The organism is Kribbella sp. NPDC050820 (assembly GCF_040653975.1).
GTDB lineage: Bacteria > Actinomycetota > Actinomycetes > Propionibacteriales > Kribbellaceae > Kribbella.
The window spans coordinates 1-26,259 of the sequence record NZ_JBFAHB010000036.1; the positions used below are offsets into that span (position 1 = coordinate 1).

The following is a 26,259-nucleotide window of genomic DNA, read 5'->3' on the forward strand; positions in this document are numbered from 1 at the left end:
CGGGTCAAACAAAAAACCCACCAAAAAAACCACCAAAACCACCCCCCCCAACCCCCCCAAAACCAAGAAAAAAAACAACACCCCACCCCACAAAACCCCCCCAAAACCCCCCCCCCCCCTTGGGGTTCCCCCCCCCGGGTTGGCTGAGCCCGGCTTTCCCGGGCTCACCAACGGGTTTGGCTGGGGTGTTACGGGCGGGCGGTTTCCCAGGCGACTGTGTCCTCGGCGGCGCCGGCAAGAGTGCGGGCGGCGGCGGGGGCCGGTGGGTTGTCGGCGGTGAGGTTGAGGCCGGGGTTGCGGTCTTCGATGGTGAACTGGGCTCGGGTGAAGACCTCGGCGTCCTTCGTCTGCACCGCGCGGACGGTGCGGAAGTCGGCGACCAGCGACTCACGGGTGATCGTGGTGTTCACGTAGCCGCGGAGGTTGTTCTGGAAGCGGAGGTGCGGGTTCCAGGCGAACCACGGGTGTGAGCCCGTCGCGGAGTCGGCGCCGTTGCCGCCGCTCGTGATCGACGAGCAGACGAGCTCCGAGCCGACGGTGCGCGACGTCGGGTCGTCGTAGTCGAGCTTCAGGTCCGAGGCCCAGTGGGCGTGCACGTCGCCGGTGAGTACGACGGGGTTCCGCACCCGGGCGTCGACCCAGCCGCGGGTGATGCGGTCGCGGGAGGCGACGTACCCGTCCCAGGAGTCCATCGAGGTCACCTTCAGCGGGCCGGAGTTGTTGTCGCGCTGCGCGAAGAACACCTGCTGGCCGAGGATGTCCCAGCGCGCCTCGGACCTGCGGAAGCCGTCGATCAGCCACTTCTCCTGCCGGTCGCCGGTGATCGACCGCTTCGGGTCGACGGCGGCGGGGCAGTCCTTGTAGCCGTCGCCGCAGCCCTGGTCGTCGCGGTACTGGCGGGTGTCGAGCATGTGGAACGTTGCCAGCTCACCCCACTTCACCCGGCGGAAGAGCTGCATGTCGATCCCGCGCGGCTTCGACGAGGCGCGCAGCGGCATGTTCTCGTAGTACGCCTGGAATGCGGCCGCGCGGCGAGCCAGGAAGCCGTCCTCGGCCCGCTCCGGGACCTCGTCGGCCCAGTTGTTGTCGAGCTCGTGGTCGTCCCACACCACCAGCCACGGCGCGACCGCGTGCGCGGCCTGCAGGTCGGGGTCGGTCTTGTACTGCGCGTGCCGCTGCCGGTACGACGCCAGGTCGGTGGTCTCGGGTCCGTCGTGATCACGGACGTTGCCGCCGGGAGCGACGTACGCGCCCTTGGTGTACTCGTACTGGTAGTCGCCCAGGTGGAGCACGAGGTCCGGGTGGTCCTGGGCGAGCCGCCGGTACGCCGTGAACCAGCCGTGCTCGAACTGGGAGCACGAGACGAACGACATCGACAGTTCGCGCGGCGTCGTACCGCGAGCCGGTGAGGTCAGGGTCCGCCCGGTGGAAGACACGTGGCCCTCGGCGCGGAAGCGGTAGTAGTACTCACGACCGGGCTCGAGGCCCTGCACGGTGACATGGATCGCGTGCGCGTGCTCCGGCCGGGCGACCGCGACGCCGGCCTTGACGACGCGGTGGAAGCGCGAGTCGGTGGCGACCTGCCACTGCACCGCGTACGCGCGGCTCGGCATGCCGCCGAGGCCGTCCGGCGCGACCGGGTCGACGGCGAGGCGGGTCCACAGCACGAACCCGTCCGGCCACGGGTCGCCGCTGGCGATGCCGAGGGTGAACGGGTTCTGCCGGACCGGCGTCGCGGCGGCGGTGGTCGAGGTGGCGAGGGCGGGGGTCAGGCCGGCGACGGCCGCAGTGGAAGCCAGACCGGCTTTCAGGACGGATCTACGGGAGGTCTCCATGCGCCCGACCGTTCCCGTCAATGATGTGCGGAGGCTGACTTCCAGGTGGCCAATGGGTTACATACCCCGGTCGTCGGGGACGAGCGGCGCTCGCCCGAGCACCCGATAGCGGAGGTGCGTCGCCGCAGGCGTTTGGATCACCCGGATCGGCGTGAGCTCGATCGCCTCCTTGCCGGCCAGGCCGAGATCGTCGAGCAGGCGCATCCCACCGTCGAGAACGACCGGGGCAATGTGCAGATCCAGGTCCTCTGGCGCCAGGCTGTTCCAGACGTCCTCGTTGCCGTAGATCAGCATCAGGTACTTCATGCCGCCTCCTCGGCGACTCGATTCTGCCTGCCGGCTAGCGGAGATTCCGTTCCAGCCGGGACTCCAGCCGGTCGAGAGCCTTCTCGGCGGCGGCGCGGACGGCGTGGTCGGGGTCGTCGAGAAGCCCCTGCAACGCCTCGGCGTGCTCGGCCTCGCCGGCCGCGCCCACCGCCCGAGCAGTGGCCGAGCGCACTCGGGGCAGCTCGTAGGTCAGACCAGGGAGCAGCGCATCGACCAGCTGGCCGAGCTCCCGTTGGGCCGTGACCCGGGCGACGTGTTCCCGCACCCGCCACGCCGGGTCGGCGGCGGCGATCAGCAGGACGTCGACCGCGTCGTCACGCCAGGCGTACAGAAAGACCCGGGCAGCCCAGACGCGCGCCCAGTAGAAGTTGACCGGATCGAGCTTCGCCCAGCCGCCGACGGTCGGACCGACCAACCACTTCAGCTTGTCGACCTCGGTCGTGAACGCCTCGTCCGCGCTCACCGCACCGGTCAGTACGGCGATCGCGAAGTCGATCACCGCGTCCTCGCCGTACTGCGCGCACGCCTCGAGCACGATCTCCCGCGGTGGCTGCCGGTCGGTCATGCACACCAGTAAAGCGGCGACCGCCGACAGAATGCCGAAGAGCCGGCCGGGCTCGCCCCGGCCGGCTCCTCAGGTGGTGCGTCAGCCCGCGATCAGGGACCGCAGGACGTACTGCAGGATGCCGCCGTTGCGGTAGTAGTCGGCCTCACCTGGGGTGTCGATCCGGACCACCGCGTCGAACTCCTTCTCCGAGCCGTCGGGCGAGGTCGCCTTGACGTGCACGGTGCGCGGGATCGAGCCGTCGTTCAGCTCGGTCACGCCGGAGATGTCGAACGTCTCCTCGCCGGTTAGGCCGAGCGACTCCGCGGTCTCCCCCTCCGGGTACTGCAGCGGGAGCACGCCCATGCCGATCAGGTTCGACCGGTGGATCCGCTCGAACGACTCGGTGATCACGGCCTTCGCGCCGAGCAGCGCCGTACCCTTGGCGGCCCAGTCGCGCGACGATCCCGAGCCGTACTCCTTGCCGGCCAGGATCACGAGCGGCGTGCCGGCCTCGGCGTACGCCTGCGCGGCGTCGTAGATCGTGGTGACCGGCGCGTCGGCCTGGGTGAAGTCGCGGGTGAACCCGCCCTCGGTGCCCGGCGCGATCTGGTTGCGCAGCCGGATGTTCGCGAACGTGCCGCGGATCATCACCTCGTGGTTGCCGCGCCGCGACCCGTACGAGTTGAAGTCCTTGCGCTCGACACCGTGCTCGGCCAGGTACGTGCCTGCCGGGCTGTCGGCCTTGATCGAGCCGGCCGGGGAGATGTGGTCGGTGGTGACCGAGTCGCCCAGCTTGGCCAGCACCCGGGCGCCGGCGATGTCGGTGACCGGGGCCGGCTCGTTCGCCATGCCCTCGAAGTACGGAGGCTTGCGCACGTACGTCGACTCCGGGTCCCAGGCGAACGTCTTGCCCTCCGGCGTCGGCAGCGACTGCCAGCGCTCGTCACCGGCGAACACGTCGGCGTAGTCCTTGGTGAACATCTCCTTGTTGATCGAAGTGGCGATCGTCTGCTCCACCTCGTCCGCGCTCGGCCAGATGTCGCGCAGGAACACGTCGTTGCCGTCAGTGTCCTTGCCCAGGGCATCGGTCTCGAAGTCGAAGTCCATCGTCCCGGCGAGCGCGTAGGCGATCACCAGCGGCGGGCTGGCCAGGTAGTTCATCTTGACGTCCGGGTTGATCCGGCCCTCGAAGTTGCGGTTGCCGGACAGCACCGAGACGACCGCCAGGTCGGCCTCCTGCACCCCGGCCGAGATCGGCTCCGGCAGCGGGCCGGAGTTGCCGATGCAGGTGGTGCACCCGTACCCGACCAGGTGGAACCCGAGCTTCTCCAGGTACGGCGTGACGCCGGCCTTCTCGTAGTAGTCGGTGACGACCTTCGACCCGGGCGCGAGCGACGTCTTCACCCACGGCTTCGACGCCAGGCCCTTGTCGACCGCGTTCTTGGCCAGCAGCGCGGCGGCCAGCATGACCGACGGGTTCGAGGTGTTGGTGCAGGAGGTGATGCTGGCGATCACGACGTGGCCGTGGTCGAGCTCGATCTCCTGGCCGTCCAGACTGACCGTGGTCTTCATCGACGGGCGCCCGTCGCTGCCGTGCGGCACGTGCGGCTCGTCGTTGACGTTGGCGCCGTGGCCGTTCGGCGCGTCGCTGGCCGGGAAGCTCCCGGTCTCCGACGGGTCGACGTCCAGCTCCTCGGTCGCGTAGTCGGTCAGCGCACCGCGGAAGGCCTCCTTGGCCTCGCTCAGCTCGACCCGGTCCTGCGGCCGCTTCGGGCCCGCGATCGACGGGACGACGGTCGAGAGGTCGAGCTCGAGGTACTCCGAGTAGCGCGGCTCGATCGCCGGGTTGTGCCAGAGGCCCTGCTCCTTGCTGTACGCCTCGACCAGCGCGACGTCGGCGTCGGAGCGGCCGGTCAGCCGCAGGTAGTCCAGCGTGACGTCGTCGATCGGGAAGATCGCGCAGGTGGAGCCGAACTCCGGGCTCATGTTGCCGATGGTGGCCCGGTTCGCCAGTGGCACCGCGGCCACGCCGTCGCCGTAGAACTCGACGAACTTGCCGACCACACCGTGCTTGCGCAGCATCTGGGTGATGGTCAGCACGACGTCGGTCGCGGTCGCGCCGGCCGGGACCGCGCCGGTCAGCTTGAAGCCGACCACCTTCGGGATCAGCATCGACACCGGCTGGCCGAGCATGGCCGCCTCGGCCTCGATCCCGCCGACGCCCCAGCCCAGTACGCCCAGGCCGTTGACCATCGTGGTGTGGCTGTCGGTGCCGACACAGGTGTCCGGGTACGCCTGGCCGTTGCGGACCATCACGGTCCGGGCCAGGTGCTCGATGTTCACCTGGTGCACGATGCCGGTGCCGGGCGGGACCACCTTGAACTCGTCGAAGGCGGTCTGGCCCCAGCGAAGGAACTGGTAGCGCTCACGGTTGCGCTCGTACTCGAGCTCGACGTTGCGCTCGAACGCGTCCTGCCGGCCGAACACGTCGATGATGACCGAGTGGTCGATGACCAGCTCGGCCGGAGCCAGCGGGTTGATCTTGGTCGGGTCGCCCCCGAGCTCGGCGACCGCCTCGCGCATCGTGGCCAGGTCGACCACGCACGGGACACCGGTGAAGTCCTGCATGATCACCCGGGCCGGGGTGAACTGGATCTCGGTGTCGGGCGCCGCGTTCTGGTCCCAGTTGCCGAGCTTGGAGATGTGCTCGGCGGTGATGTTCGCACCGTCCTCGGTGCGCAGCAGGTTCTCCAGCAGCACCTTGAGCGAGTACGGCAGCGTGTCCGCGCCCTCGATACCCGCCAACCTGAAGATCTCGTACGACTGTCCGTTGACCTCGAGTGCCCCCTTGGCACCGAAGCTGTCGACGCTCGCCATCAACCTGCTCCTCTATCCGGTCCAGTTCCTGTGCCCATCCTGCCGAGCCTCGCACCCGGCCGCGAGATCAGGCTCCCCTAACCTCACCCGACAAACTCTCTCGACATCAAGATACACGACATCGAGCCACCCCAGCACCCCAACATCCCTCCTGTGGACAACCCGCGGGCTGAAGACGCGGTCAGCGCATCGCCGCTTCGATCCGGGCCGCCAGGTCGTCCAGTTCGTCCAGCAGATCCGCCGCTCCCCAGACCTGGTTTCGCGTCCGGTCCGTCAGCGGACGGATGATCCCTGCCTCATGCAGCCGCTCGATCCCGGCGTACACACTGCTTGTTGCGCCACCGATGGTTTCCTCGGCCTCGCTCGCCGAGAAGATCGGCGCCGCGATCAGGCCGTCGAGCAGGCGGGACGCCGCACTGCCACGCCGGCCAGCCACCTTCTCTCGCCAGACGGACGGCAGCTCGGCGATCCGGGCCGCACTCACCCGCGACTCCCGCGCGGCGACGGCCGATGCCGCGGTGAACGACCGGATGATCGGCTCGACACGGCCCTCGCGATAGGCACTCAGGACGTCGAAGTAGTCGTCGCGCCGCGCCACGAGCGCGGAGGCCAGCGGGACGACGACGCGCCGGGTGGCCCCGCGGCGGCGCAGCACCGTGTTGATGAGCGCGCGGCCGATCCGGCCGTTGCCGTCGGTGAACGGATGGACGGACTCGAACTGCGCGTGCAGGATCGCGGCTTGGGCGAGCACCGGCAGGTCCGTGCGGTTGCCGAACTTCACCAGGTCGGCCACGTACTCATTGACCGTCTCCGGCGGCGGTGGCACGTAGACCGCGTTCCGCGGTGAGTGGTCGCTGCCGCCGATCCAGTTCTGCATGTCGCGGAACCGGCCGGCGTACGCATGCTCGTGCGGATCGTCGACCATCAGGGCCAGGTGAGCCATCAGGATCATCGCGACCTCGATGTCCTTGCCGTCGTCGACCGAACCGACCAGGGCGGCCAGCGCAGCTGTCGACGCGACCATCGACGTCGCCGACGGGTTCGACCTGATGCCGTGCAGCGCCCGGGCGAAGTCGTCGACCGAGGCGTGGATGTGCTCGATCTTCGACGAGGCGACCGACTCGGTACGCAGCAGCAGGGTCTCGAGTACGCCGAGCTCGGCACCGTGCGAGTGGTCGAGCGCGGCAATCTCGATCACACACGCTTCCATGACGGCTGCCAACTCCGGACTCAGCCGTACGTCGCGATCCCCGATCAACGGCGGTCGCATCGCCACGACTTCGGTGAGCCTGCGGTCGGCCGCCGTACCGCCTCGGGTGCGCTGGCGCCACGGCCGGACGTCGGGCACGTGCGCCGGCCAGCCCGGATCCGAACCACTTCTCTCCGGATCCGGGCTGTCGATTCGCGCGGGCGTCACCGGACTGCCTCCAAGTCGGAACTGCGTCGGCGTTATTCCGACTTAGTCAGTCTAACTCGGAATAACGTTCGGGCTATTCCGACTTGTGCTCAGGACACCTGCGGGAGGACCTCGGCGGCGATGAGGTCGAGGTGGGTGAGGTCTTGGAGGTCCATGATCTGGACGTACTGGCGTTGGGAGCCGGCGGCGGCGAACTGGCCGAGGCGGTCGACGACCTCGGCGGGGGTGCCGGCGATGGCGTTCTGCTTGAGGTCTTCGACGTCGCGGCCGATGGCGGCGGCGCGTTGCTTGACCTGGGCGTCGTCCTTGCCGACCACGACGGTGTGGGCGGTGGACAGGGCCAGCGTCTGCGGGTCGCGGCCGATCGCGTCACAGGCGGCACGGACGCGCTTGAACAGCGTCTCGGTCTCCTCGACCGAGCGGAACCCGGCATTGAACTCGGCCGCGTGCTGCGCGGCGAGAGACGGCGTACGCTTCCTGCCCGCGCCGCCGATGATGATCGGCGGGTGCGGCTGCTGGACCGGCTTCGGCAGCGCCGGCGAGTCGGTCAGCTGGTAGTGCTTGCCCGCGTAGTCGTACTTCTCCCCCACCGGCGTGTCCCACAGGCCGGTGATCAGCTCCAGCTGCTCGGTCAGCAGGTCGAACCGGCCGGGCGTGTCCGGGAAGTCCAGCCCGTACGCCTTGTGCTCCGCCTCGAACCAGCCGGCGCCCAGCCCGAGCTCGGCGCGGCCGCCGCTCATCTGGTCGACCTGCGCCACCGAGATCGCCAGCACGCCAGGGTTGCGGAACGTGGCCGAGCTGACCAGCGTGCCGAGCTTGATCCGACTCGTCTCCCGGGCCAGGCCGGCGAGCGTGATCCACGAGTCGGTGGGTCCGGGCAGGCCGTCGTGGTCGCCCATCACCAGGTAGTGGTCCGAGCGGAAGAACGCGTCGAACCCGTTCTCCTCGGTTTTGCGTGCCACCGCGAGCAGATCGTCGTACGAGGCACCTTGCTGGGGTTCGGTGAAGATCCTGAGAAGCATGCGGACAACGCTATCTCGCGGTCGTGTACAGCCTTTCCAGGTACGACGGCTGCCACTCGGGACCGCGGTCGTACAGCCGCCGTACCAAGCCGTGTACGTCGAGCCGCGGCTCCACCGGGTTGTCCCACCAGTCGGGCACCTGGTCGTACCACCGGTCGATCCGCAGCGTCCGCCCGGCCGCGTCGATCCGCGCGAACAACCAGCCGCCCTGGTCGCCGGCCTCGGTGATCCACAGGTCGCCGAGCAGACCGCTGAGCTTGTCGGCAGCGAACTCCGGATCGTCCACCTCCGGCGGCTCCAGGTCGAACCGGTACGACGGCGCCGCCGGGTCAAGCACCTGGACCTGAATCGTGAACCCGGACGGCACGACCGCAGTCCGCGCCCGGCACCACGCGTGCAGCGCCTCGAACGCCTCCGTCGCCCGAGGCCGCGGCCGCGGCCGCTCCACCTCGGCCCGCATCGCCTCCTCGATCGACCCCGGCTCCGGCTGAATCCGCGGCCCATCGGCCCCCACCAGCCCCAGGCCAGGAATAGACATCCGCACGGCAGCAGCCACGTCGGCCACCGGCTCATCCCCTATGACAGGAATGAAACTGGTCGGCTCGTCATCATCCGCATCGGCGCCGAAGCCAGCCCCCGCGAACTCCGCCGCCCCGTACGCCGCCTCGCGCCGAGCAGCGGCACCGTCATACGGCGCCCCGAACTCGTCCGCCTCGCCCCCGTATTCCGCTTCCTGCCGACCCGCCCGCGCCGCGTCCTCGTACGCCTCCTGCCGACCCGCCCGCGCGCCGTCGTCGTAAGCGGACTCCTGCCGACCCGCCTGCGCCGCATCCTCGTACGCCGACTCCTGCCGACCCGGACGAGCCGCATCCTCGTACGCGGTCTCCTGCCGACCCGCCCGCGCGCCGTCCTCGTACGCGGTCTCTTGCCGACCCGCCTGCGCGCCGTCGTCGTACGCAGACTCCTGCCGCCCCGCCCGCGCGACGTCGTCGTAAAACTCCGGCGCCGCGGCGCCGCTTGGCGCGCCTGCCTGCGTCTCGTCGTATGCCGCGTCCGCCCGCGCGTCGCCGTACGACACGTCCGCCTGCACGTCGCCGTACGGGTCACCCGCCTGCGTCGCACCGTCGTATGGAGCCTCCGGGCGCGCCTCGCCCTCGTACGGCGCCTCTGCCCGTGCTCGCTCGTCGTATGGCGAGTTGGCCTGCATCGCGTCGCCGAATGGCGGCTCCTGCCGAGACCCCTGCCTCGCTTCGTCGTACGAGGCCCCTGCCCGGCCGTCCTGCGGCGCGCCCAGTTGCCTCGCGTCGCCGTAGTCCGACTCGCGCCGGGTCGCCTGCGCCGCGTCGTCGTACGGCGCGTCCGTCATCGCGTCGCGGTAAGCCGACTCGCGATGGGTCGTCTGCGCCGCGTCGTCGTGCCCTGCGTCAGCCCTCGCGTCGCCGTACGCCGACTCGCGGTGGGTCGTCTGTGGTGCGTCGTCGTACGGTGCGACCGCCTGCCTCGCGTCGTACGGCGACTCGGTGCGGGCCGCCTGGGCAGGCGGGCGGTTGTCGGCTGGGTGGGTGTTCAGCGGGTCGTGGTGAGCTGCCGGCGCCACGTGGGTGGTGGGCTCGGGGCGGGGCATGGGGTCCGGCTGCGGGGACGGCTCGGGCTCCGGCCACGGCATCGGCTCGGGAGTGGGCTCGGGCTGTGGCTCGGGTTCTGGCCAGGGGCCAGGCTCAGGCTCGGGCTCCGGTTGTGGGGTGGGCTCCGGAGTTGGTTCCGGCGTGGGTTGGGGCTCGGGTTCGGGCCATGGCTCGGGCTCCGGACCGGGACCCGGGATCGGCCCGGGCGTCGGCTCAGGCTGAGGCGTCGGCTCGGGGCGCGTCGGCTCGGGGCCCGGAGTCGGCTGGGGCTCGGGGGTCGGCTGCGGGCCGGGTGTTGGGCCAGGACCTGGCGTGGGCTCGGGGTGCGGGCCGGGCTGGGGCCAGGGGGCCGGGTGGGGGTCGGGTTGTGGCCACGGCTCGGGGTGGGGTTGGGGCCAGGGCTGCGGTTGAGGGTGAGGCTCAACCTGAGCTGTAGCGGCCGGTGCCGTACCGAAGACCTCATCCTCTTCAGCATCCGGATCCACCCGCACGCTGAACCGCAACGCAGGCTCAGCCGACACAATCTGCCCAGCAGCGGCCTCCGCCGCGGACTGCTCGTCCGCCGGCGGCTCGTCTGACACAACCGGGATCTCTGCCGTGAGATCGTCCTCGGACTCATCAAACTGCGCACCAGGTACGGCGTCGTCCGCCCCCTCGCCGTACTGCGCGCTAGGTACGCCGGTGTCGTCCAACCCATCGCCGTACTGCGCCGCCTCGTCAGCTCGCTCGGGAGCAGCCTCGTCAGCTGTTGCGTGCCCGGGCGCTCCAGCCATGGGGGCACCGGGGCGTGACCTGGTGTCGTCGAGGTGGTCGTGTGAGGTGTCGACGCGGTTGGCGGGGCCCTGGTCAGTGGGCTCCGCCGGGTGGCTGACGGTTTGGTTGGGGTGGACGGTCGGCTCGCCGTCCGTGGGGGTGCTGGAGCGGGCTTCGGGAGATGACAGGCCAGCGGAGGCCGCGCGGGAGTCGATGGGCGCGGGCTGGCTGTCGGCGGAGGTGTTGGGGCTGCCGGCGGGTGAGGGTAGGCCGATGAGGGGGGTGGGGTGGTCCTCGGTTGGTTCTGGGGTTACCGGGGCGAAGGGGGACGGGCCGGTGAAGGAGGCCAGGTCTTCCTCGTCGTCGGTGGGGTCTAGGACGGCGGCGATTTCGGCGGTGGGGGCGTCGTCGTCTTCGAGGTCCGAGGGTGCCGCGGACGTGGTGGGGAGGAATGGGTTTTGCCGTGCGGACTCCGGGGCCGGTGGGAACGCGGTCGAGTCCTCGGAATGTGAGGGTGCGAACGGCTGCGAGGCCGGGGCGTTCGCGGCCGACGGGTGCGAGCCCGGCGGGTGGGTGGCGGACTGCTGGGCACCCGACTGGAGCTGGCCAGACTGATGGGCGCCCGACTCGTGCGGTGCAGGCGGCTGCGCACCTGGCTCGTGCGAGGCAGACGGCTGGTGCGGGGGGCCCGGCTCTCGCAGGCCAGACGGCTGGGCGCCCGGCTGATGCAGGGCAGACGGCTGGGCGCCCGGCTGATGCAGGGCAGACGGCTGGGCGCCTGACTCGTGCAGGGCAGAGGGCTGGGCATCCGGCTCACGCAAGGCGGACGGATGGGCGCTCGGCTGGTGCAGGGCCGATGGGTGGGCGGCCGGCTGGTGTGGAGTGGGCGGTTGAGGGGCGGGCTGGTGGGTGGTTGACGGGTGCGGCGCGGGCGCGTGGGTGCTGGAGGGCTGGCTGCTTGCGGGCGCGTGGTTGCTGGAGGGCTGGGCGCCTGCGGGGGTGGGGGTGCTGGAGGGGTGGGGGGCTGCGGGCGTGGGGTGGGGGGCGGGGGTGGGTGGGGTGGAGGCGTGGGGGGACGCGGGGTGTTCTACCCATTTGCCGTTGATCCAGGCGCCGCCTACCCAGTCGTTGGTGGGGGTGGGGTCTTCGGGGAAGGGGTTGTACTCGCTGGTGGCGTCTTCGTCGGACCAGGAGGGTTGTTCGGTGGTTTCCCAGTCTTGTTCGTCGGCGGGGGCAGCGGGCTGTTGGTAGGCGGCTGCGGGGGCGTCGGCGAAGAGGCTGGCGTAGAAGTCTTCGCCTTCGTGGACTCCGCCGCCTACTCGGGGTGGCTCCGAGGAGGGGAGGGCGCCGTACGGGAGGCCGGAGCCGATGATGCCGTCGGGGACGAAGGTGCCGGGCGCGGGGCCACCGGACTGGTAGGCGGCAGCAGGACCGCCGGACTGGTAGGCCGCGGCGGAACCGCCCGGCTCAAAGCCGCCCGGAGCGGAGCCGCCGCGGTCGGCGGGACCGCCGCGGTCAGCGGGACCGCCGTCATCGGCGGGGGCGTCGTCGTGCCTCCGGCGGCGGAGCCAGCCTTGTTTCCTGGAGACGATGCCGTAGTCGTCGTCCCGTGCGGGTTCCCGGTACGGCGTCTGGTCGTAGTAGGGCTCCGGTTCGGCATAAGCAGGACCGGCCTGCGCCGATTCGTCGATCGGCTGGCCGGTGAACGGGCTGATGCCGGGAGGAACGACGTACGACTCCTCGTCCTCCAGGTCCTCGGGTGCTCCAGTCACGGCATCTTCAACGACCGAGACCTCGGCTGTGTCAGGCTCGTCGGCCAACTGTTCTGCGACTGCAAGGTTGAAGTCGCCGGCCGCGGCCACCCCGGCGGGCAGGTCCGGCTGCACCGGCGAGCGCGGATCGATCCCGAAGATGCTGAAGAACTCCGCCAAGGAATCCAGCGTGACCCCGGCCCGGATCAGCTGCACCCCGAACGGCACCAGCTCGTCGAGCCCGCCGAGGTAGTCGCACCACTCCGCGACCCACTCGATCATCTCGCCGGCGGTGTCCTCGTCGGAGGTGATCCAGTGCCCGATCGGCGCGAACCCGTCCTCGGCCGGCTGCCACGGGTCGCCCGGATACGACGCCCGCGCCCACGTCCCGTTGAACGCGCCGTACACGAATCCGAGCTCGCCCGCCGCGATCAGCTGCCGGACCTCGGGCTGGCCGATCCAGTCCGGCGAGCCCGCGAGCAGATCCGCCCCGGTGGTCTGGCTGTGCTGCGTGTGGAACCCGAACAGCACCGCCCGCCCACCGTCCAGCCGGACCAGGTTCAGGAAAGACGCCGTCTCGTCCTGATGGTGGTAGCCCGCCTCGTCGGCGTACCAGCGCCGGTCGAACCCGGTGGCATGGGCGACCGCGGCGAGCGCGGCCCAGCGGGCACGCAACTCGTCTGGGTCGTCCAGGTCAACGAGCGGCATCAGGTCTCCAGCGCATTTGGAATCCAGGGCCAGAACGCTACCCGAGCCCCCCGACACTCGCGACTCAGCCGTCCACAGGCTCCAAAATGGCCACGCACTCGATGTGGTGGGTCATCCCGAACAGGTCGAACGCCCGCAGCGACGCGATCCCGTAGCCGAGGCCGGCGAAGGACTTCAGGTCGCGGGCCAGCGCCGCCGGGTCGCAGGCCACGTAGGCGACCCGACGCGGGGTCAGCGCCGCAATCCGCCGTACGACGTCCTTCCCCGCACCCGTCCGCGGTGGGTCCAGCACGACCAGGTCCACGTGCTCGAGCCCCTGCCCCGCCGCCGCGTTCAGCACGCGGTCGACGTCACCAGTCTCCAGCGTCACGTCCGTCAGGTCGTGCAGGTTCCGCCGCGCGTTGCGGACTGCGTCCTTGTCCCCCTCGATCGCCAGCACCGGGCACCCAGCCTCGGCCAGGAACGCAGCAAACAGCCCGACACCCGAGTAGAGGTCCAGCGCCGTCTCCCCCGCCGCTGGCTCCAGTCCACTCAGTACGGCGTCCACCAGCGTCTCCGGAGCCGCCGGATGCACCTGCCAGAACCCACCGGCCTCCACCCGGAACCGCCGGCCCCGCACAACCTCGACGACACGTCCACCAGGCGCCTCGTCGGTCAGTACGGCGGTCTTGCCCTCCGACGACACCACAGACTGCACCGACGTCACGTCCGGCCACCGCTCCCCCAGCACGTCAGGGCTGTCCGGGTGCGCGATCAGGCACTTGTCGATCTGGATCAGGTCGTGCGACCGGTGCGCGTACATCCCGGGCCGCCCGTCGACCACGGCGTACCGCATCCGGGTCCGCCAGCCGAGGCCGTCGTCTCCCGGCGACTCCATCACGATGGTGCGCTCGATCCCACCGATCCGCCGCAGCGTGTCCGATACCACGGTCGCCTTCAGCCGCCGCTGCTCGACGATGTTGGCATGCTGGAAGTCACAGCCACCGCACCGCCCCGGCCCCGCGTACGGGCAGGGCGGATCGATCCGCTGCGGCGACGGTGTCAGAACCTGTACGGCGTCGGCACGCAGGTACTTCGCGTTCTGCTCGGTGACGCGGGCGTGGACCAGTTCACCCGGCAACGCGTGCCGGACGAAGACCACCTGCCCCTCGTGCCGGGCTACACAGTGTCCCCCGTGCGCTACTGGCCCTACCTCCAGCTCGACTACCGTCCCGACGATGTTCTCGTCTGTCACCGATCTCCTGACGCCTTGCGGGCTCCACGCCGTACCTGGCCTGCCACCCGTTCCTCCCGGTCGTGCCGCTCCTCGGCTGCCTGCGACGAGATCAGCTGGTAAGGAACGGACGTAACCATGACACCAGGTGTGAACAAGAGGCGCCCCTTGAGCCGGAGTGCGCTCTGGTTGTGCAGGAGGTGCTCCCACCAGTGGCCGACGACGTACTCCGGGATGTAGACCATCACCACGTCCCGCGGCGACTGCCGCCGGATGTCGCGCACGTACTGCAGGATCGGCCGGGTGATCTCCCGGTACGGCGAGGCCAGCCGCTTCAGCGGGACCGGGATGCCCCGGCGGTCCCACTCGGCCTGCAACGCCTCCGACTCGTCCCGGTCGACGTCGACCGTGACCGCCTCGAGCATGTACGGCCGGGCCGCCTTGGCGAAGGCCAGCGCCCGCAGGGTCGGCTTGTGCAGCTTCGACACCAGCACGATCGAGTGCACCCGCGACGGCAGCATGAGCTGCTCGTCGCCTTCGGCCGCCATCTGCTTACTGACCGCGGTGTAGTGCCGGCGGATGCCCTTCATCATCAGGAACAGCACCGCCATCGCGATGATCGCGATGTACGCGCCGTGGGTGAACTTGGTCAGCAGCACGATCACCAGGACGACGCCGGTCATGGTCAGGCCGATCGTGTTGATCGTCCGGGACCGGTGCATCTGCCGTCGCCGGGAGGTGTCGGTCTCGGTCTTCAGCAGCCGGGTCCAGTGCCGGACCATGCCGATCTGGCTGATCGTGAACGAGACGAACACGCCGACGATGTAGAGCTGGATCAGCCGGGTCACCTCGGCGTCGAAGGCGACGATCAGGAAGATCGCGAACGCGGCCAGGATGATGATGCCGTTGCTGAACGCGAGCCGGTCGCCGCGGGTGTGCAGCTGGCGCGGCAGGTAGCCGTCGCGGGCCAGGATCGAGCCGAGCACCGGGAAGCCGTTGAACGCGGTGTTCGCGGCCAGCACCAGGATGACGCCGGTAGCGGCGGCGACCAGGTAGAAGCCGAGCGAGAAGTGGTCGAAGATTCCCTGGGCCAGCTGCCCGATGACCGGGTCCTGGTGGTAGCTGTCCCCGACCGGGACGCCGTCGCGGAGCAGCTGGTGCGCGGGGTCCTCCGCGAAGCGCACGTTCATCACGTTGGCCAGCGCCACGACGCTGAGCATCATCGCGATCGAGATGCAGCCGAGCAGCAGCAGCGTGGTCGCCGCGTTCTTGCTCTTCGGCTTCCGGAACGCCGGCACACCGTTGCTGATCGCCTCGACACCCGTCAGCGCCGCACAGCCGGACGAGAACGCCCGCAGCACCAGGAACCCCATGGCAAGGCCACCCGCGCCCTGCACGAACGGGTCCTCCGCGACCAGGTCCAGGCCGGCGGTCTCCGCCTGCGGCAGCGTCCCGAACACCATCCGGCCGAACCCGAACGCGGCCATCCCCAGGATCGTGACCATGAAGATGTACGTCGGGATCGCGAACGCCGCACCGGACTCACGGATACCGCGCAGGTTCATCGTGGTCAGGAACAGCACCGCGATCACCGCCGCGGTCGCCTGGTGCCCTTCCAGCGACGGGATCGCGGACGCGGCGTACTGCGCGGCGGACGAGATCGACACCGCCACCGTCAGCACGTAGTCGACCAGCAGCGCGCTGGCCACGGTCAGGCCGGCGGTCGGCCCGAGGTTGACGTTCGCCACCTCGTAGTCGCCACCGCCCGACGGGTAGGCGTGCACGTTCTGCCGGTACGACGCCACCACCACGAGCATCACCAGGGCGACGACGATGGCGACCTTCCACGAGATCGTCAGCGCGGTCAGGCCGGCCAGCGACAGGGTCAGGAAGATCTCGTCGGGCGCGTAGGCGACCGACGACAGGGCGTCGCTGGCGAACACGGGCAGCGCGATGCGCTTGGGCAGCAGCGTCTCACCCAACTGGGTGCTGCGCAGCTTGCGGCCGAGCAGCAGCCGTTTGCCGATATCGCCGAGAGCGGGAGTCACACCGTGATGTTAGAGGGCGAGGCGGGTCCGTGATGTCAGCGGGAGCCCCAGTGCGGTGTAGCGTCTATCCCGCCGAACCGAGCCAGTGGCCCCGCGAGCGGGGCAAGGAGTGAAACCGAGTGCACGTCGTCATCATGGGCTGCGGCCGCGTCGGGTCGACGCTCGCGCGGACCCTGGAGAAGCGGGGCCACACGGTCGCGATCATCGACCAGTCCGCCGACTCGTTCCGCCGGCTGAGCCCGAACTTCACCGGCCGGACCATCACCGGCATGGGGTTCGACCGCGAGATCCTGGTCGAAGCCGGGATCGAGGAGGCCGAGGCGTTCGCCGCGGTGTCCAACGGCGACAACTCCAACATCCTGGCCGCCCGGGTGGCCCGGGAGACGTTCGGCGTGAACAACGTGGTGGCCCGGATCTACGACCCGGGCCGCGCCGAGGTCTACCAGCGGCTCGGCATCCCCACCGTCGGCACCGTGCGGTGGACCGTCGACCAGATGATGCGCCGGCTGCTCCCCGAGGGCTCCGAGCCGGAGTGGCGCGACCCGTCCGGCACGGTCCGGCTGGCCGAGGTGCACGTGCACTCCGGCTGGGTCGGCCGGGCCGCGTTCGACATCGAGAAGGCCACCGGCGCCCGGGTCGCGTTCCTGACCCGGCTCGGCGAAGGACTCCTGCCCAAGGCCGACACGGTCATCCAGGAGGGTGACCTGGTCCACGTCGTGATGCTCGAACGGGACGCCGCAGCCGTCGAGTCCCAACTCGGCAACAAGCCTGAGGAGCTGTGATGCGGGTAGCCATCGCCGGCGCCGGCAACGTCGGCCGTTCGATCGCCGCCGAGCTGCTGGAGAACGGCCACGAGGTGCTGCTGATCGACAAGGACCCGCGGGCGATCAAGGCCGAGTCGGTGCCGCGGGCCGAGTGGCTGCTGGCCGACGCCTGCGAGCTGTCCTCGCTGGAGGAGGCAGCGCTGCAGCGCTGCCAGGTCGCGATCGCCAGCACCGGCGACGACAAGGTCAACCTGGTCGTCTCGCTGCTGGCCAAGACCGAGTTCGGCGTCCCGCGGACCGTTGCCCGGGTCAACCACCCGCGCAACGAGTGGATGTTCAACGAGGCCTGGGGCGTGGACGTGTCGGTGTCCACCCCGCGGATCATGTCCGCGCTGGTCGAGGAGGCGGTCTCGGTCGGCGACCTGGTCCGGCTGTTCACCTTCCGCCAGGGCGACGCGAACCTGGTCGAGCTGACCCTGCCCGAGGACTCCCCGATGATCGGCAAGCGGGTCGGCGACATCGACTGGCCGCTGGACACCGCGCTGGTCGTCATCCTGCGCGAAGGCCGGGTCCTGCGCCCGGACCCCGAAGGCACCCTCGAGCTCAACGACGAGCTGCTGTTCGTCGCGGCCGACGAGACCGAGGAACAGCTCGAGGACATGCTCTCGCCGCACCACCGCAAGGCGGAATGACCGCAGCGCCCGGGGATCCCGGGCGCTTCCTTTACTTCTTGTTCCCGCGCAGCAGGTGCGTGACGTGGTCGCGGGCCTCGTCCCACTTGTCCTGCGGCAGCGATCCACGCAGTACGGCGTACGCGAGCCAGAGCGCGAGCGCGTAGAACGGGAGCCCGAGGCCGATCTTCGCGATGCCGAGCGCGTTCAGGCTGCCGGTGAAGTACAGCGGCACCTGCACGATCAGCCGGATCGCGAACAGGCCGACGAACACCATCGTGGCCCGCGAGAACCCGCGCAGCATGGCCGGGTCCTTGCGCCAGGCGGTGCCGGTCTGGGTGATCACGCCGTACAGGACGCCGAACAGCGGCCAGCGGATCAGCACGGTGATCAGGTAGAGCGCGCCGTACCCCAGGTTGGTGAGCAGGCCGGGGACGTAGAAGTCCTTGGCGTTGCCGGTGCGGTTCGCGACCCAGGCCGAGATCAGCACGCCGACGAAGCCGCCGAACACGTTCCGCAGCGGCTGCCGGCGAAGCAGGCGCAGAACGGCGATTGCCGCCGCACCGCCGATCGCCACGATCAGCGCGACCTGCAGGTTGTGGTCGGTGGCCGCGTAGACGACCAGGAACGCGATCCAGGGCAGCCCGATGTCGAGCAGCGCGCCCCAGCCGCCGAGGGCGTGGAAGAAGTCCTTGTCACTCGACGGCGATTTCGCCTTGGTCTCGTCGCTGGTCAGCTCCGCCTCGGCCGCCTCGACCTCCGGACGCAGCATCTCGACGAGCTGCTCGTCGAGATGGTCATCCAGTTGCTTGCGCAGGCCCGACTCGGGCTGCTGGTCGTTATCGACCTGGTCGCGCCGCGGCTCAGCCATGCGCGGCCTGCGGACGCAGCTCATAGCGCGGGTTGAACATCACCCGGTCGCCGTCCACCACGCCGATCCGCCCGGAGACGATCAGCTCGGACCCCGGGTGGATCCCGGCGATCTTGCGGCGGCCGAGCCAGATCAGCTTGACCGTGCCGGTTCCGTCGTACAACTCGCCCTCCAAGGCTGGGACGCCGCCGCGCGGGCTGAACGTGATCGTGCGCAGCGTGCCGAACAAGGTGACCAGCTCCCGGTCGTGGCAGCCGGTGATCGACCGCGCGCCACAGTCCTGTGCGAAGTCCTGGAGAACCTCGGCGTCATGCTGCTCGCGGTCGCCAGCCAGGCCCCGGAAGGCGCGCCGCAACAGCCCCGCGGGTTTGTCGCTACCCATGCTTCGAGTGTAGTCCGTCAGGCTCCGGCTTCGGGAGCTGGCTGAGCGCCCGGCGGCAGCCGCAACGGCAGCGACTCCCGCACCGCCATCGGCTCGGTGCCGCGGACCACGATGGTGCTACGCAGCGTCTCCTCCATCGGCGGCGCCGCGTCCGGCTCGACAGCGGCCCGGCCGAGCACCGTGGCCCGGAGCAGCCAGCGCGGGCCGTCCACACCGATCACCCGCGAGGTCTGGCTGAAGATCTGGCCGTCCGGGTCCTCGACCGGCACGACCAGCACCAGCTCGGTGCCGAACGGGCCCTCGGTCTCGGTCGCCGTCCCGCCCATCCGGCTCGCCTCGGCGGCGATCTCGCGCCGTACCTCGGTCCAGATGCCGCTGGTCTTCGGCGCCGCGAACGCGCGCAGCTCGAGAGCCGAATCCTCCAGCACCAGCAGGATCGCCTGAACCTGGCCGGACTGCTCGTCGACTTGCAGCCGCAGCTCCATGCCGGGCTGACCGCTGATCACGAGGGCGCCGAGGTCGATCCGGTCCTCGGCCTCCAGGACCTCCGCGTCGACCTCGGAGGAGTCGAACGGGCCCTCCGCGCGGGGTTCCGGCGCCGTCTCCTCGACCGCCTCCTCGGCGGTTCCGGGCTCCTCGTTCTTTGCCTTGCGGCGGAAGATCACAGCCTTTTGCCTACTTCCTGGTTCTTGAGTTCGTACAGCCGCCGTAGTCTCGCGCATCCGTCAGGTCAACAGACGCACCTGATCAGCGTGTCACACCACCGAAACCGCCGGTCGAGCCGTACCCCCCGTCGCCACGGGCCGACCCGGGCAGCGTGGCGACCTCGATGAACCGGGCCTTCTCCACCCGCTGGATCACCAGCTGGGCGATCCGGTCGCCGCGCCGCAGGGTGACCTCGGCGTGCGGGTCGAGATTGACCAGACAGACCTTGATCTCGCCCCGGTAGCCGGCGTCCACGGTGCCGGGGGCGTTCACGATCGAGAGGCCGTGCTTGGCGGCCAGCCCGGAGCGCGGGTGCACGAAGGCGGCGAAACCGTCCTGCAGCGCGATCGCGATCCCGGTGCCGACCAGGCCGCGCTCACCGGGCTTCAGAGTGATGTCGCTCGCCGCCACCAGGTCCGCGCCGGCATCGCCGGGATGCGCGTACGACGGGAGCGGCAGGTCGGGGTCGAGTCGCTGGATCAAAACCTCGGTCACGGGAGGCGACCCTACCGACACGGTCGCGGCGGCCACGTGCCAGGCTGGTCCTCGTGGGTAGCTATCGCGAACGCCTGAGCGTGCCGGTGTCCTGGTGGATCATCGCCACCGCGTTGGTCGTCACGCTGTTCGTCATCACCTACGTGCCGGTCGGGCGCTTCGGCGGCGCCTTCGTCGGCGGCCTGTCCGCGCTTCTGCTGGTCCTCTTCTTCCTGCAGTACGGCGCTGCCGTGGTCGAGGTGGACGATGAGCGGCTCCGGGCCGGCCGGGCCGTGATCGACCGGGTCCACCTCGGCAAGGTCGAGGCGCTGACCGGGGAGGACGCCCGGAACGCGTTCGGGCGGGACTGCGACCCGAAGGCGTACCTGTTGCTGCGCAGCTACGTGCGGGGCGCGGTCCGGGTCGAGATCACCGATCCGCGCGACCCGGCGCCGTACTGGGTGATCGCCACGCGGCACCCGGACCGGTTGGCAGCAGCCCTGACGGGGAACAGCGTGGCAAGATCCTGATGTCGGGGACTTGCCGTTAGGAGGCTGTTGTGGTCGGAGCGAAGATCGGCTGGAAGCTGGTGCTGGCCGCGTTCACGCTGGTCGTGGGCCTGGTCGCGAACAAGGCGGTCAGTACGGCCTGGAAGCTCGGCTCGGGCGGGAAGCCGCCGAAGGGCGGCCAGGGCGGCTACGCCGAGGTGGTCACGTGGGCGGTCGCGAGCGGGGCCGCGGCGGCCGCCGCCAAACTGTTCGCCGAGCGGCGTGCGGCGGCGTACTGGTTGAAGTCCACCGGGTACGCACCCCCAGGCTACGAACAAGACGCCGTCAACGGCGTCCTGGTAAAAGCAACAGACACAGCCCTAACCAAGAAGCAAGAAGACTAAACCGCCTCGCTCCGCTCGGCGGGGATGGCGGGTAGCAGGCGGCTCGCCGGGCGGTTCGAGAGCCTCGGTCCGCTCGGCGGGGTGGGGGGACGGCTGGGGGTTGTGGTTGCGCAGCGAGCGGGGCCTCCCCATGGGCTGGGGTGGTCCCGCTCGTTGGCTGAGGCGAAGTAGGGCGCTGGTGTCAGGCTGCGCAGTCGCGGCAGATCAGTTGCCCGTTCTTCGTCTCTGCGAGCTGGCTACGGTGGTGAACCAGGAAGCAGCTCGAACAGGTGAACTCGTCGGCCTGGCGCGGGAGCACCCGCACCGCAAGCTCTTCGTGGCTCAGGTCGGCGCCGGGCAGCTCGAAGCTCTCGGCGGCCTCGGCCTCGTCCTCGTCGACCTTGCCGGAGTTCTTGTCGTGACGGCGAGTCTTCAGCTCCTCGATCGACTCTTCGGAAGCATCCTCGTCCGTCTTGCGCGGGGCGTCGTAGTCAGTCGCCATGGTGTTTCCCTGCCCTCTTCGTACCCGTGGTGTTGCCTGCTGAGCCCTTGAACGGGTAGAGCGGCCGAGAAATTCCGCGCCGGGACCGCACGCTGAATCTTTCGTCCCCCGAAACCCTTGACAGCCAGGCCGGGACCGGCAAGTACCGTTCCCGAGGACGGGATTGTGCCCTATGAAGGGCCCTACGCGCGCGTCAGGGTCCACCTTCCGGCCAGCGTGTCGCAACAAATGTCAGGACCGAACACGAAAATGCTCGTTAATGCTCAGTACGCGCACTAACGAGCACTCAGTGGCGTCTAGGCCCGCAACGGGTCCGTCGCGGCCAGCAGCTCGTGGAACGGCTCGAACAGCGCCGGACTGGCCGCGATCGACATCTCCGGCGACACCGCGGCCCCGTTCAGCCCGCCGACGGCCGCGCCGGCCTCGGCCGCGATCAGCGCACCCGCTCCGTAGTCCCACGGATTCAGTCCGCGTTCGAAGACCGCGTCCAGCCGGCCGCAGGCGACGTAGCAGAGGTCGAGCGCGCCGACCCCGATCCGCCGGATGTCGCGCACCTTGGTGATCAGCTGCTGGATCACCTCGGCCTGCACCTGCCGCCGCTCCGGGTCGTACCCGAACCCGGTGCCGACCAGCGCCGTGCTCAGGTCCGTGCACCCCGACACCTGGATCGGCTTCCCGTCCAGGAACGCGCCGCCGCCCAGGGTCGCCGTGAACACCTCCCCCTTGGGCGCGTCGACGACCACGCCGGCGACGGTCCGGCCGTCGTACTCCACCGCGATCGAGACGGCGTACGTCGGGATGTCGTACAGGTAGTTCACGGTGCCGTCGATCGGGTCGACGACCCATCGGACACCGCTGGTACCGACCACGTCGTCACCCTCCTCGCCGAGGAACGAGTCGTCCGGGCGAGCCTGCAGGATCCGGGCCCGGATCAGCTCCTCGGACTCCCGGTCGACCGCGGTGACCACGTCGGTGACGGTGCTCTTGGTGTCGGCGACCGTGATCGTGCCGCGGCGGCGTTCGACGATCAGCCTCGCTGCCTCCTCCGCCACCTCCACGGCCAACTTGAGCAGGTCCTGGGGGTCGGTCATACGGCTTCCTTAGGGGTAGGACGGCGAAGCGGTGGGCAGCAGTCGTGGCGGCAGTCGTCCCAGGCCGGGCCGAGCTTGCCGACGCACGGCCGGGCCGGCTGCTCGCCGCGCTCGGCCGCGGCCCGCTCGACGACGAGGTCGCGCAGCATGGTGACGAACGGCTTGTCGGTGCCGGGCGTCGCGGCCCGGGCCATCGGCAGCCGCAGCTTCTCGGCGGTCTGGGCGGCCTCGGTGTCGAGGTCGTAGATGACCTCCATGTGGTCGCTGACGAACCCGATCGGCACAACGGCCACACCCGGTACGCCGTCCGCCGCGAGCGCCTCGAGGTGGTCGTTCACGTCCGGCTCGAGCCACGGCACCTGCGGCGGTCCGGAGCGCGAGCAGTAGACCAGGTCGGTCCGCCGGGTCTGGCCGGTACGGCGCTCGATCTCGGCGGTGATCTCCGCGGCGACGTCCAGGTGCCAGTCGAGATACCCGTTGCCGTCCGGTCCGCTGGTGGCATTCATCGCGTTCGGAATGGAGTGCGTCACATACGCGATCGCCGAGCCGTCGGGCAGCTCGCTGAGCGCCTTCGCGGTCGATTCGACGAACGAGCCGACGAAGCCGGGATGGTTCGCGTAGTGCCGGAGCTTGTCGATCCGGGGCGCGTCCGGGACCTGCTGGGCGGCGTCCTCGAGGTTCTCGCGGTACTGCCGGCAGCCCGAGTACGACGGGTAGGCGGCGGTCACGATCACCACGGCCCGGCGGATGCCGTCGGCGGCCATCTGGCGCATCGTGTCGGTCAGGTACGGCGCCCAGTTGCGGTTGCCCCAGTAGATCGGCAGGTCCAGGCCGACCTCGTCGAACGACTCCCGCAGCGCGTGGAGGAGGGCCCGGTTCTGGTCGTTGATCGGGCTCTTCCCGCCGAACGAGTAGTAGTGCTCGCCGACCTCCTTCAGCCGCTCGTCCGGGATCCCCCGGCCCCGGGTCACGTTCTGCAGGAACGGCAGCACGTCGTCCGGCTTCTCCGGGCCCCCGAAGGACAGCAACAGCACCGCGTCGTACGGCGAAGCATCGACAGGCATACCCCAAGTTTCGCAGCCGGGGTGTGAGGGCGGACCGCCAGGCCATCACAATCGCCCCGGCGCGGCCGGGTTGAGCGCGGGCCGGTGCGTGCGCCGGGAATTGGGATGGCCTGGCGGTCCGCACCCGTTAGGGTGTTCCCGGTCCCCCATGCTCAAGCCTTACGTCCACCTCATGCGCCGTCCCGGCGCCAGCGCGTTCTTCGCCGCCGGGATCCTCGGGCGTATGCCGATCTCGATGATCGGGCTCGGCATCGTCATCCTGATCGCGCAGGAGAGCGGTTCGTACGGCCTGGCCGGCGCGGTGTCCGGTGTCGCCGTGATCGCGGGCGCGCTGACCGGCCCGATCCAGGGCCGCATGGTGGACCGGTTCGGGCAGCGCCTGCTGCTGATCATCGGCTCGGTGGTCTGCACGATCGCGCTGGCCGCGCTGCTGGTCGCCGTCCGTGCCGACGCCGCTACCTGGGTGCTGTACGTGCTGTCGTTCGTTGCCGGTGGCACCCGTCCGCAGGTCGGGTCGTTCGTCCGCGCGCGCTGGACGCATCTGCTCGGCCGGGGTCGGGCGTTGCAGACCGCGTTCGCGCTCGAAGCGGTCGGTGACGAGGTCGTCTTCATCGTCGGCCCGGTGCTGGTCACACTGCTCGCGACCCAGGTCAGCCCGTACGCCGCTCTGTCCGCAGCTGGAGTGCTTGGACTCGCCGGCGGCATCTGGCTGGCGCTGCTGCGGGCGTCCGATCCGCCGGGTCGTGGCAAGTCCGATGGGACCGAGCAGGCACCACTCCCCTGGGTGTCGATCATGCTGCTCAGCCTGATCGGGCTCGGTCTCGGCGCGACTCTCGGTGGCACGGAGGTCATCACAGTCGCGTTCACCACCGAGCGAGGCCAGGCGGGCATGTCCGGCGTCGTACTGGCCGTCTGGGCGTTCGGGAGCTTGCTGGCCGGTCTCTGGTACGGCTCGGTGCATTGGCGCGCACCGGTCGAGCGGCGGCTGCTGATCGGCACGATCCTGCTCGCGATCACGCTCGCTCCACTCCCCTGGGTCAACAGCGTGTGGCAGCTCGGCGTGGTGCTGTTCGGCTGCGGTATGACGATCGCGCCGACGATGGTCGCGGTCACTGCCTGCGTCGAGGAGTGGGTCCCGCCGCAGCGCCTGACCGAGGCGATCACCTGGACCGTCACCGGCATCCTGCTTGGCGTCGCCCCCGGCAACGCCGCCGCCGGCCATGCGGTCGACCTGTGGGGCGCGTCCACCGCCTACTGGGTCCCGTTCGCCATCGGCATCGCCTGTGCCCTCGTCGCCGCCGTGTCGATCACCTTCGCACGGCCGAAGACGAGGTTCGCGCACAACTAGACTTGTATCTCCTCCGAGGGGAGATGTGAGGGTCGTCCTGTGGATTACTCGATCGGTGAGTTGGCGCGGCGGGCCGGGGTCTCGGTGAAGACAGTTCGCTACTACTCGGACCAGGGCCTCCTGACGGCTCGCCGTACGGCCGCCGGCCATCGCCGGTACGACGGCAGCGCGCCGGCCCGCCTCGAGTTGATCCGGACGTTGCGTGCCCTGGGCATCGATCTGGCGACGGTCCGTGCCGTGCTGGACCAGGAGCGCACGCTCGCCGACGTACTCACCGCACACGCCGACGCGGTCGCCGTACAGATCCGGACGCTGCAGCTGCAGCACGCGGTGCTGTCGGTCGTCGCTCGCCGGCACTCGACCCCGGAGGACCTCGAACTCATGCATGAACTGACCACCCAGTCCGAGCAGCAGCGCCACGCCCTGATCGCGGACTTCCTGACCTCGACGCTCGGCGACGACCCCGGCCTCGCCGCGGTCCGGCAGAACCTCACGCCGGTGCTCTCGGAGGACGCCGACGCTGACCAGGTCGAGGCGTGGCTGGAGCTGGCGGCGCTGGTCCAGGATGACGCCTTCCGATCATCGGTACGGCGGATGGCCGTCGGCTACCGCGCGCTAGGCGACGACTGGCGTGATCCCGAGTTCCGCGGGCGGCTGATCGAGCTCCGTCGTACCGAGGCTGATCCGCGGTGGGACCGGTACCTCGAGCTGCTCGCCGTGGTCAACGGGTGGGCGCCGCCGTCACGAGTGGCGGGGTAGCGGCGCGTTCCAGCCGCGGAGGATCGCGAGCAGGCGGATGCCGAAACAGGTCAGCGCGGCCACGATCGGCACCCACAGAACGTGGTAGTCGAGAGCCGCGGCGATCACCACGATGCCCGCGCCGAGGAACGCCGGCGTGGCATAGATCTCGGAGCGCAGTACGACGGGAACCCGGCCGCTGAGCAGGTCGCGGATCACACCGCCGCCGATGCCGGAGATGGTGCCGAGCAGGGCGGCCGACAGCGGCGACAGGCCGGCCTCGATCGCCTTCCGGGCGCCGATCACGCAGAACAGCGCGAGGCCGGCCGCATCGAAGATGTTCACCAGCCGCTCGACCCGGCCGATCCCGGGGTGCAGGAAGAACGTGACCAGCCCGGCCACGACCGGGACGACGAGGTAGCGCCAGTCCTGCAGCGCGGCCGGCGGGGTGGCGCCGATCAGCACGTCCCGGAGGAAGCCGCCGCCGAGCCCGGTGACGAGCGCGAGCACCAGGATGCCGAACACGTCCAGCTGCTTGCGTACGCCGACCAGCGCGCCGGTGATGCCGAACACGAAGATCCCGATCAGGTCGAGCACCTGCAGAGTCATGCTCCGCACGCTAATCCACAGGCGCCGGCTCCCTTGCCGCTCTATC

Annotated in this window: 23 protein-coding genes; 6 read left to right on the forward strand and 17 right to left on the reverse strand. The window is 70.1% G+C overall.

Annotated features, from left to right (window positions below):
• Window positions 1–188 precede the first annotated feature (188 nt).
• From AB0H36_RS27050 to AB0H36_RS27090, 9 genes are all read right to left on the reverse strand, one after another.
• Entirely contained in the window at window positions 189–1,835 is a 1,647-nt protein-coding gene (locus AB0H36_RS27050) for an alkaline phosphatase D family protein (RefSeq protein WP_360529105.1), read from the reverse strand.
• 57 nt (window positions 1,836–1,892) lie between these two features.
• Window positions 1,893–2,141 (reverse strand): hypothetical protein, encoded by a 249-nt coding sequence (locus AB0H36_RS27055; protein ID WP_360529108.1) that lies wholly within the window; start codon window positions 2,139–2,141, stop codon window positions 1,893–1,895.
• A gap of 34 nt (window positions 2,142–2,175) precedes the next feature.
• On the reverse strand, window positions 2,176–2,727 hold the full coding sequence (locus tag AB0H36_RS27060; protein ID WP_360529111.1) for a HEAT repeat domain-containing protein: 552 nt from the start codon (window positions 2,725–2,727) through the stop codon (window positions 2,176–2,178).
• A gap of 81 nt (window positions 2,728–2,808) precedes the next feature.
• Window positions 2,809–5,586, reverse strand: coding sequence for an aconitate hydratase AcnA (gene acnA / locus AB0H36_RS27065; RefSeq protein WP_360529114.1), 2,778 nt, complete (start codon window positions 5,584–5,586; stop codon window positions 2,809–2,811).
• A 181-nt stretch (window positions 5,587–5,767) separates the two neighbouring features.
• Entirely contained in the window at window positions 5,768–7,003 is a 1,236-nt protein-coding gene (locus AB0H36_RS27070; protein WP_360529117.1) for a Fic family protein, read from the reverse strand.
• Between the two features lie 89 nt (window positions 7,004–7,092).
• Window positions 7,093–8,025, reverse strand: a complete 933-nt coding sequence (locus tag AB0H36_RS27075) for an LLM class F420-dependent oxidoreductase (protein ID WP_360529120.1) — start codon at window positions 8,023–8,025, stop codon at window positions 7,093–7,095.
• Between the two features lie 10 nt (window positions 8,026–8,035).
• Window positions 8,036–12,862: a hypothetical protein gene (locus tag AB0H36_RS27080; protein WP_360529123.1), complete on the reverse strand. Its 4,827-nt coding sequence runs from the start codon at window positions 12,860–12,862 to the stop codon at window positions 8,036–8,038.
• 64 nt (window positions 12,863–12,926) lie between these two features.
• Window positions 12,927–14,096, reverse strand: a complete 1,170-nt coding sequence (locus AB0H36_RS27085; RefSeq protein ID WP_360529126.1) for a TRAM domain-containing protein — start codon at window positions 14,094–14,096, stop codon at window positions 12,927–12,929.
• Complete coding sequence (locus AB0H36_RS27090; RefSeq protein ID WP_360529129.1) at window positions 14,093–16,123, reverse strand: APC family permease; 2,031 nt, start codon at window positions 16,121–16,123, stop codon at window positions 14,093–14,095. Before AB0H36_RS27090 ends, AB0H36_RS27085 begins: the two co-directional genes overlap by 4 nt.
• 119 nt (window positions 16,124–16,242) lie before the next feature.
• On the opposite strand from AB0H36_RS27090, the gene AB0H36_RS27095 reads away from it, so the two are divergent.
• On the forward strand, window positions 16,243–16,905 hold the full coding sequence (locus AB0H36_RS27095) for a TrkA family potassium uptake protein (protein ID WP_360529132.1): 663 nt from the start codon (window positions 16,243–16,245) through the stop codon (window positions 16,903–16,905).
• Window positions 16,905–17,579, forward strand: coding sequence for a TrkA family potassium uptake protein (locus AB0H36_RS27100; RefSeq protein WP_360529135.1), 675 nt, complete (start codon window positions 16,905–16,907; stop codon window positions 17,577–17,579). The genes AB0H36_RS27095 and AB0H36_RS27100 overlap by 1 nt, the downstream gene beginning before the upstream one ends.
• Window positions 17,580–17,610: 31 nt before the next feature.
• On the opposite strand, the gene AB0H36_RS27105 is transcribed toward AB0H36_RS27100, so the two are convergent.
• The 4 genes from AB0H36_RS27105 to dut all read right to left on the reverse strand — a co-directional run bounded on the left by AB0H36_RS27105 (window position 17,611) and on the right by dut (window position 20,011).
• Window positions 17,611–18,429, reverse strand: a complete 819-nt coding sequence (locus tag AB0H36_RS27105) for a DUF3159 domain-containing protein (RefSeq protein ID WP_360529138.1) — start codon at window positions 18,427–18,429, stop codon at window positions 17,611–17,613.
• Window positions 18,422–18,811, reverse strand: coding sequence for an OB-fold nucleic acid binding domain-containing protein (locus AB0H36_RS27110; protein WP_360529141.1), 390 nt, complete (start codon window positions 18,809–18,811; stop codon window positions 18,422–18,424). The genes AB0H36_RS27105 and AB0H36_RS27110 overlap by 8 nt, the downstream gene beginning before the upstream one ends.
• 17 nt (window positions 18,812–18,828) lie before the next feature.
• Window positions 18,829–19,476 (reverse strand): DUF3710 domain-containing protein, encoded by a 648-nt coding sequence (locus AB0H36_RS27115; protein WP_360529144.1) that lies wholly within the window; start codon window positions 19,474–19,476, stop codon window positions 18,829–18,831.
• Window positions 19,477–19,558: 82 nt separating this feature from the next.
• On the reverse strand, window positions 19,559–20,011 hold the full coding sequence (gene dut / locus AB0H36_RS27120) for a dUTP diphosphatase (protein WP_360529147.1): 453 nt from the start codon (window positions 20,009–20,011) through the stop codon (window positions 19,559–19,561).
• 53 nt (window positions 20,012–20,064) lie between these two features.
• On the opposite strand from dut, the gene AB0H36_RS27125 reads away from it, so the two are divergent.
• Both AB0H36_RS27125 and AB0H36_RS27130 read left to right on the forward strand, forming a co-directional pair.
• Complete coding sequence (locus AB0H36_RS27125) at window positions 20,065–20,520, forward strand: DUF3093 domain-containing protein (RefSeq protein WP_360529150.1); 456 nt, start codon at window positions 20,065–20,067, stop codon at window positions 20,518–20,520.
• A gap of 29 nt (window positions 20,521–20,549) precedes the next feature.
• Entirely contained in the window at window positions 20,550–20,882 is a 333-nt protein-coding gene (locus AB0H36_RS27130) for a DUF4235 domain-containing protein (RefSeq protein ID WP_360529153.1), read from the forward strand.
• A gap of 181 nt (window positions 20,883–21,063) precedes the next feature.
• Here AB0H36_RS27130 and AB0H36_RS27135 read toward each other — a convergent pair whose 3' ends face one another.
• The 3 genes from AB0H36_RS27135 to AB0H36_RS27145 form a co-directional block, all read right to left on the reverse strand.
• On the reverse strand, window positions 21,064–21,363 hold the full coding sequence (locus AB0H36_RS27135) for a DUF4193 domain-containing protein (protein WP_130379292.1): 300 nt from the start codon (window positions 21,361–21,363) through the stop codon (window positions 21,064–21,066).
• Between the two features lie 296 nt (window positions 21,364–21,659).
• Window positions 21,660–22,454 (reverse strand): inositol monophosphatase family protein, encoded by a 795-nt coding sequence (locus AB0H36_RS27140; protein ID WP_360529156.1) that lies wholly within the window; start codon window positions 22,452–22,454, stop codon window positions 21,660–21,662.
• Window positions 22,451–23,518: a ferrochelatase gene (locus tag AB0H36_RS27145; RefSeq protein WP_360529159.1), complete on the reverse strand. Its 1,068-nt coding sequence runs from the start codon at window positions 23,516–23,518 to the stop codon at window positions 22,451–22,453. Before AB0H36_RS27145 ends, AB0H36_RS27140 begins: the two co-directional genes overlap by 4 nt.
• A gap of 148 nt (window positions 23,519–23,666) precedes the next feature.
• Between AB0H36_RS27145 and AB0H36_RS27150 the strand changes: the two genes are divergently transcribed.
• The gene (locus AB0H36_RS27150) at window positions 23,667–24,866 is read left to right on the forward strand and encodes an MFS transporter (protein WP_360529162.1); all 1,200 of its coding nucleotides are present in this window, start codon (window positions 23,667–23,669) and stop codon (window positions 24,864–24,866) included.
• A gap of 39 nt (window positions 24,867–24,905) precedes the next feature.
• Window positions 24,906–25,625: a MerR family transcriptional regulator gene (locus tag AB0H36_RS27155; RefSeq protein ID WP_360529165.1), complete on the forward strand. Its 720-nt coding sequence runs from the start codon at window positions 24,906–24,908 to the stop codon at window positions 25,623–25,625.
• Here the strand turns inward: AB0H36_RS27155 and AB0H36_RS27160 are convergent.
• A complete protein-coding gene (locus AB0H36_RS27160; RefSeq protein ID WP_360529168.1) occupies window positions 25,608–26,213 on the reverse strand; it encodes a trimeric intracellular cation channel family protein in 606 nt (201 codons plus the stop codon). The two genes, AB0H36_RS27155 and AB0H36_RS27160, sit on opposite strands and share 18 nt — an antisense overlap.
• Window positions 26,214–26,259: the final 46 nt, after the last annotated feature.

What these genes read in the sequence shown, in the direction of transcription:
- AB0H36_RS27050 (WP_360529105.1), bottom strand. Translation starts at nt 1,835, where the DNA reads ATGGAGACCTCCCGTAGATCCGTCCTGAAAGCCGGTCTGGCTTCCACT.
- AB0H36_RS27055 (WP_360529108.1), bottom strand. Translation starts at nt 2,141, where the DNA reads ATGAAGTACCTGATGCTGATCTACGGCAACGAGGACGTCTGGAACAGC.
- AB0H36_RS27060 (WP_360529111.1), bottom strand. Translation starts at nt 2,727, where the DNA reads ATGACCGACCGGCAGCCACCGCGGGAGATCGTGCTCGAGGCGTGCGCG.
- acnA (WP_360529114.1), bottom strand. Translation starts at nt 5,586, where the DNA reads ATGGCGAGCGTCGACAGCTTCGGTGCCAAGGGGGCACTCGAGGTCAAC.
- AB0H36_RS27075 (WP_360529120.1), bottom strand. Translation starts at nt 8,025, where the DNA reads ATGCTTCTCAGGATCTTCACCGAACCCCAGCAAGGTGCCTCGTACGAC.
- AB0H36_RS27080 (WP_360529123.1), bottom strand. Translation starts at nt 12,862, where the DNA reads ATGCCGCTCGTTGACCTGGACGACCCAGACGAGTTGCGTGCCCGCTGG.
- AB0H36_RS27100 (WP_360529135.1), top strand. Translation starts at nt 16,905, where the DNA reads ATGCGGGTAGCCATCGCCGGCGCCGGCAACGTCGGCCGTTCGATCGCC.
- AB0H36_RS27105 (WP_360529138.1), bottom strand. Translation starts at nt 18,429, where the DNA reads ATGGCTGAGCCGCGGCGCGACCAGGTCGATAACGACCAGCAGCCCGAG.
- AB0H36_RS27110 (WP_360529141.1), bottom strand. Translation starts at nt 18,811, where the DNA reads ATGGGTAGCGACAAACCCGCGGGGCTGTTGCGGCGCGCCTTCCGGGGC.
- AB0H36_RS27135 (WP_130379292.1), bottom strand. Translation starts at nt 21,363, where the DNA reads ATGGCGACTGACTACGACGCCCCGCGCAAGACGGACGAGGATGCTTCC.
- AB0H36_RS27140 (WP_360529156.1), bottom strand. Translation starts at nt 22,454, where the DNA reads ATGACCGACCCCCAGGACCTGCTCAAGTTGGCCGTGGAGGTGGCGGAG.
- AB0H36_RS27145 (WP_360529159.1), bottom strand. Translation starts at nt 23,518, where the DNA reads ATGCCTGTCGATGCTTCGCCGTACGACGCGGTGCTGTTGCTGTCCTTC.
- AB0H36_RS27150 (WP_360529162.1), top strand. Translation starts at nt 23,667, where the DNA reads ATGCTCAAGCCTTACGTCCACCTCATGCGCCGTCCCGGCGCCAGCGCG.
- AB0H36_RS27160 (WP_360529168.1), bottom strand. Translation starts at nt 26,213, where the DNA reads ATGACTCTGCAGGTGCTCGACCTGATCGGGATCTTCGTGTTCGGCATC.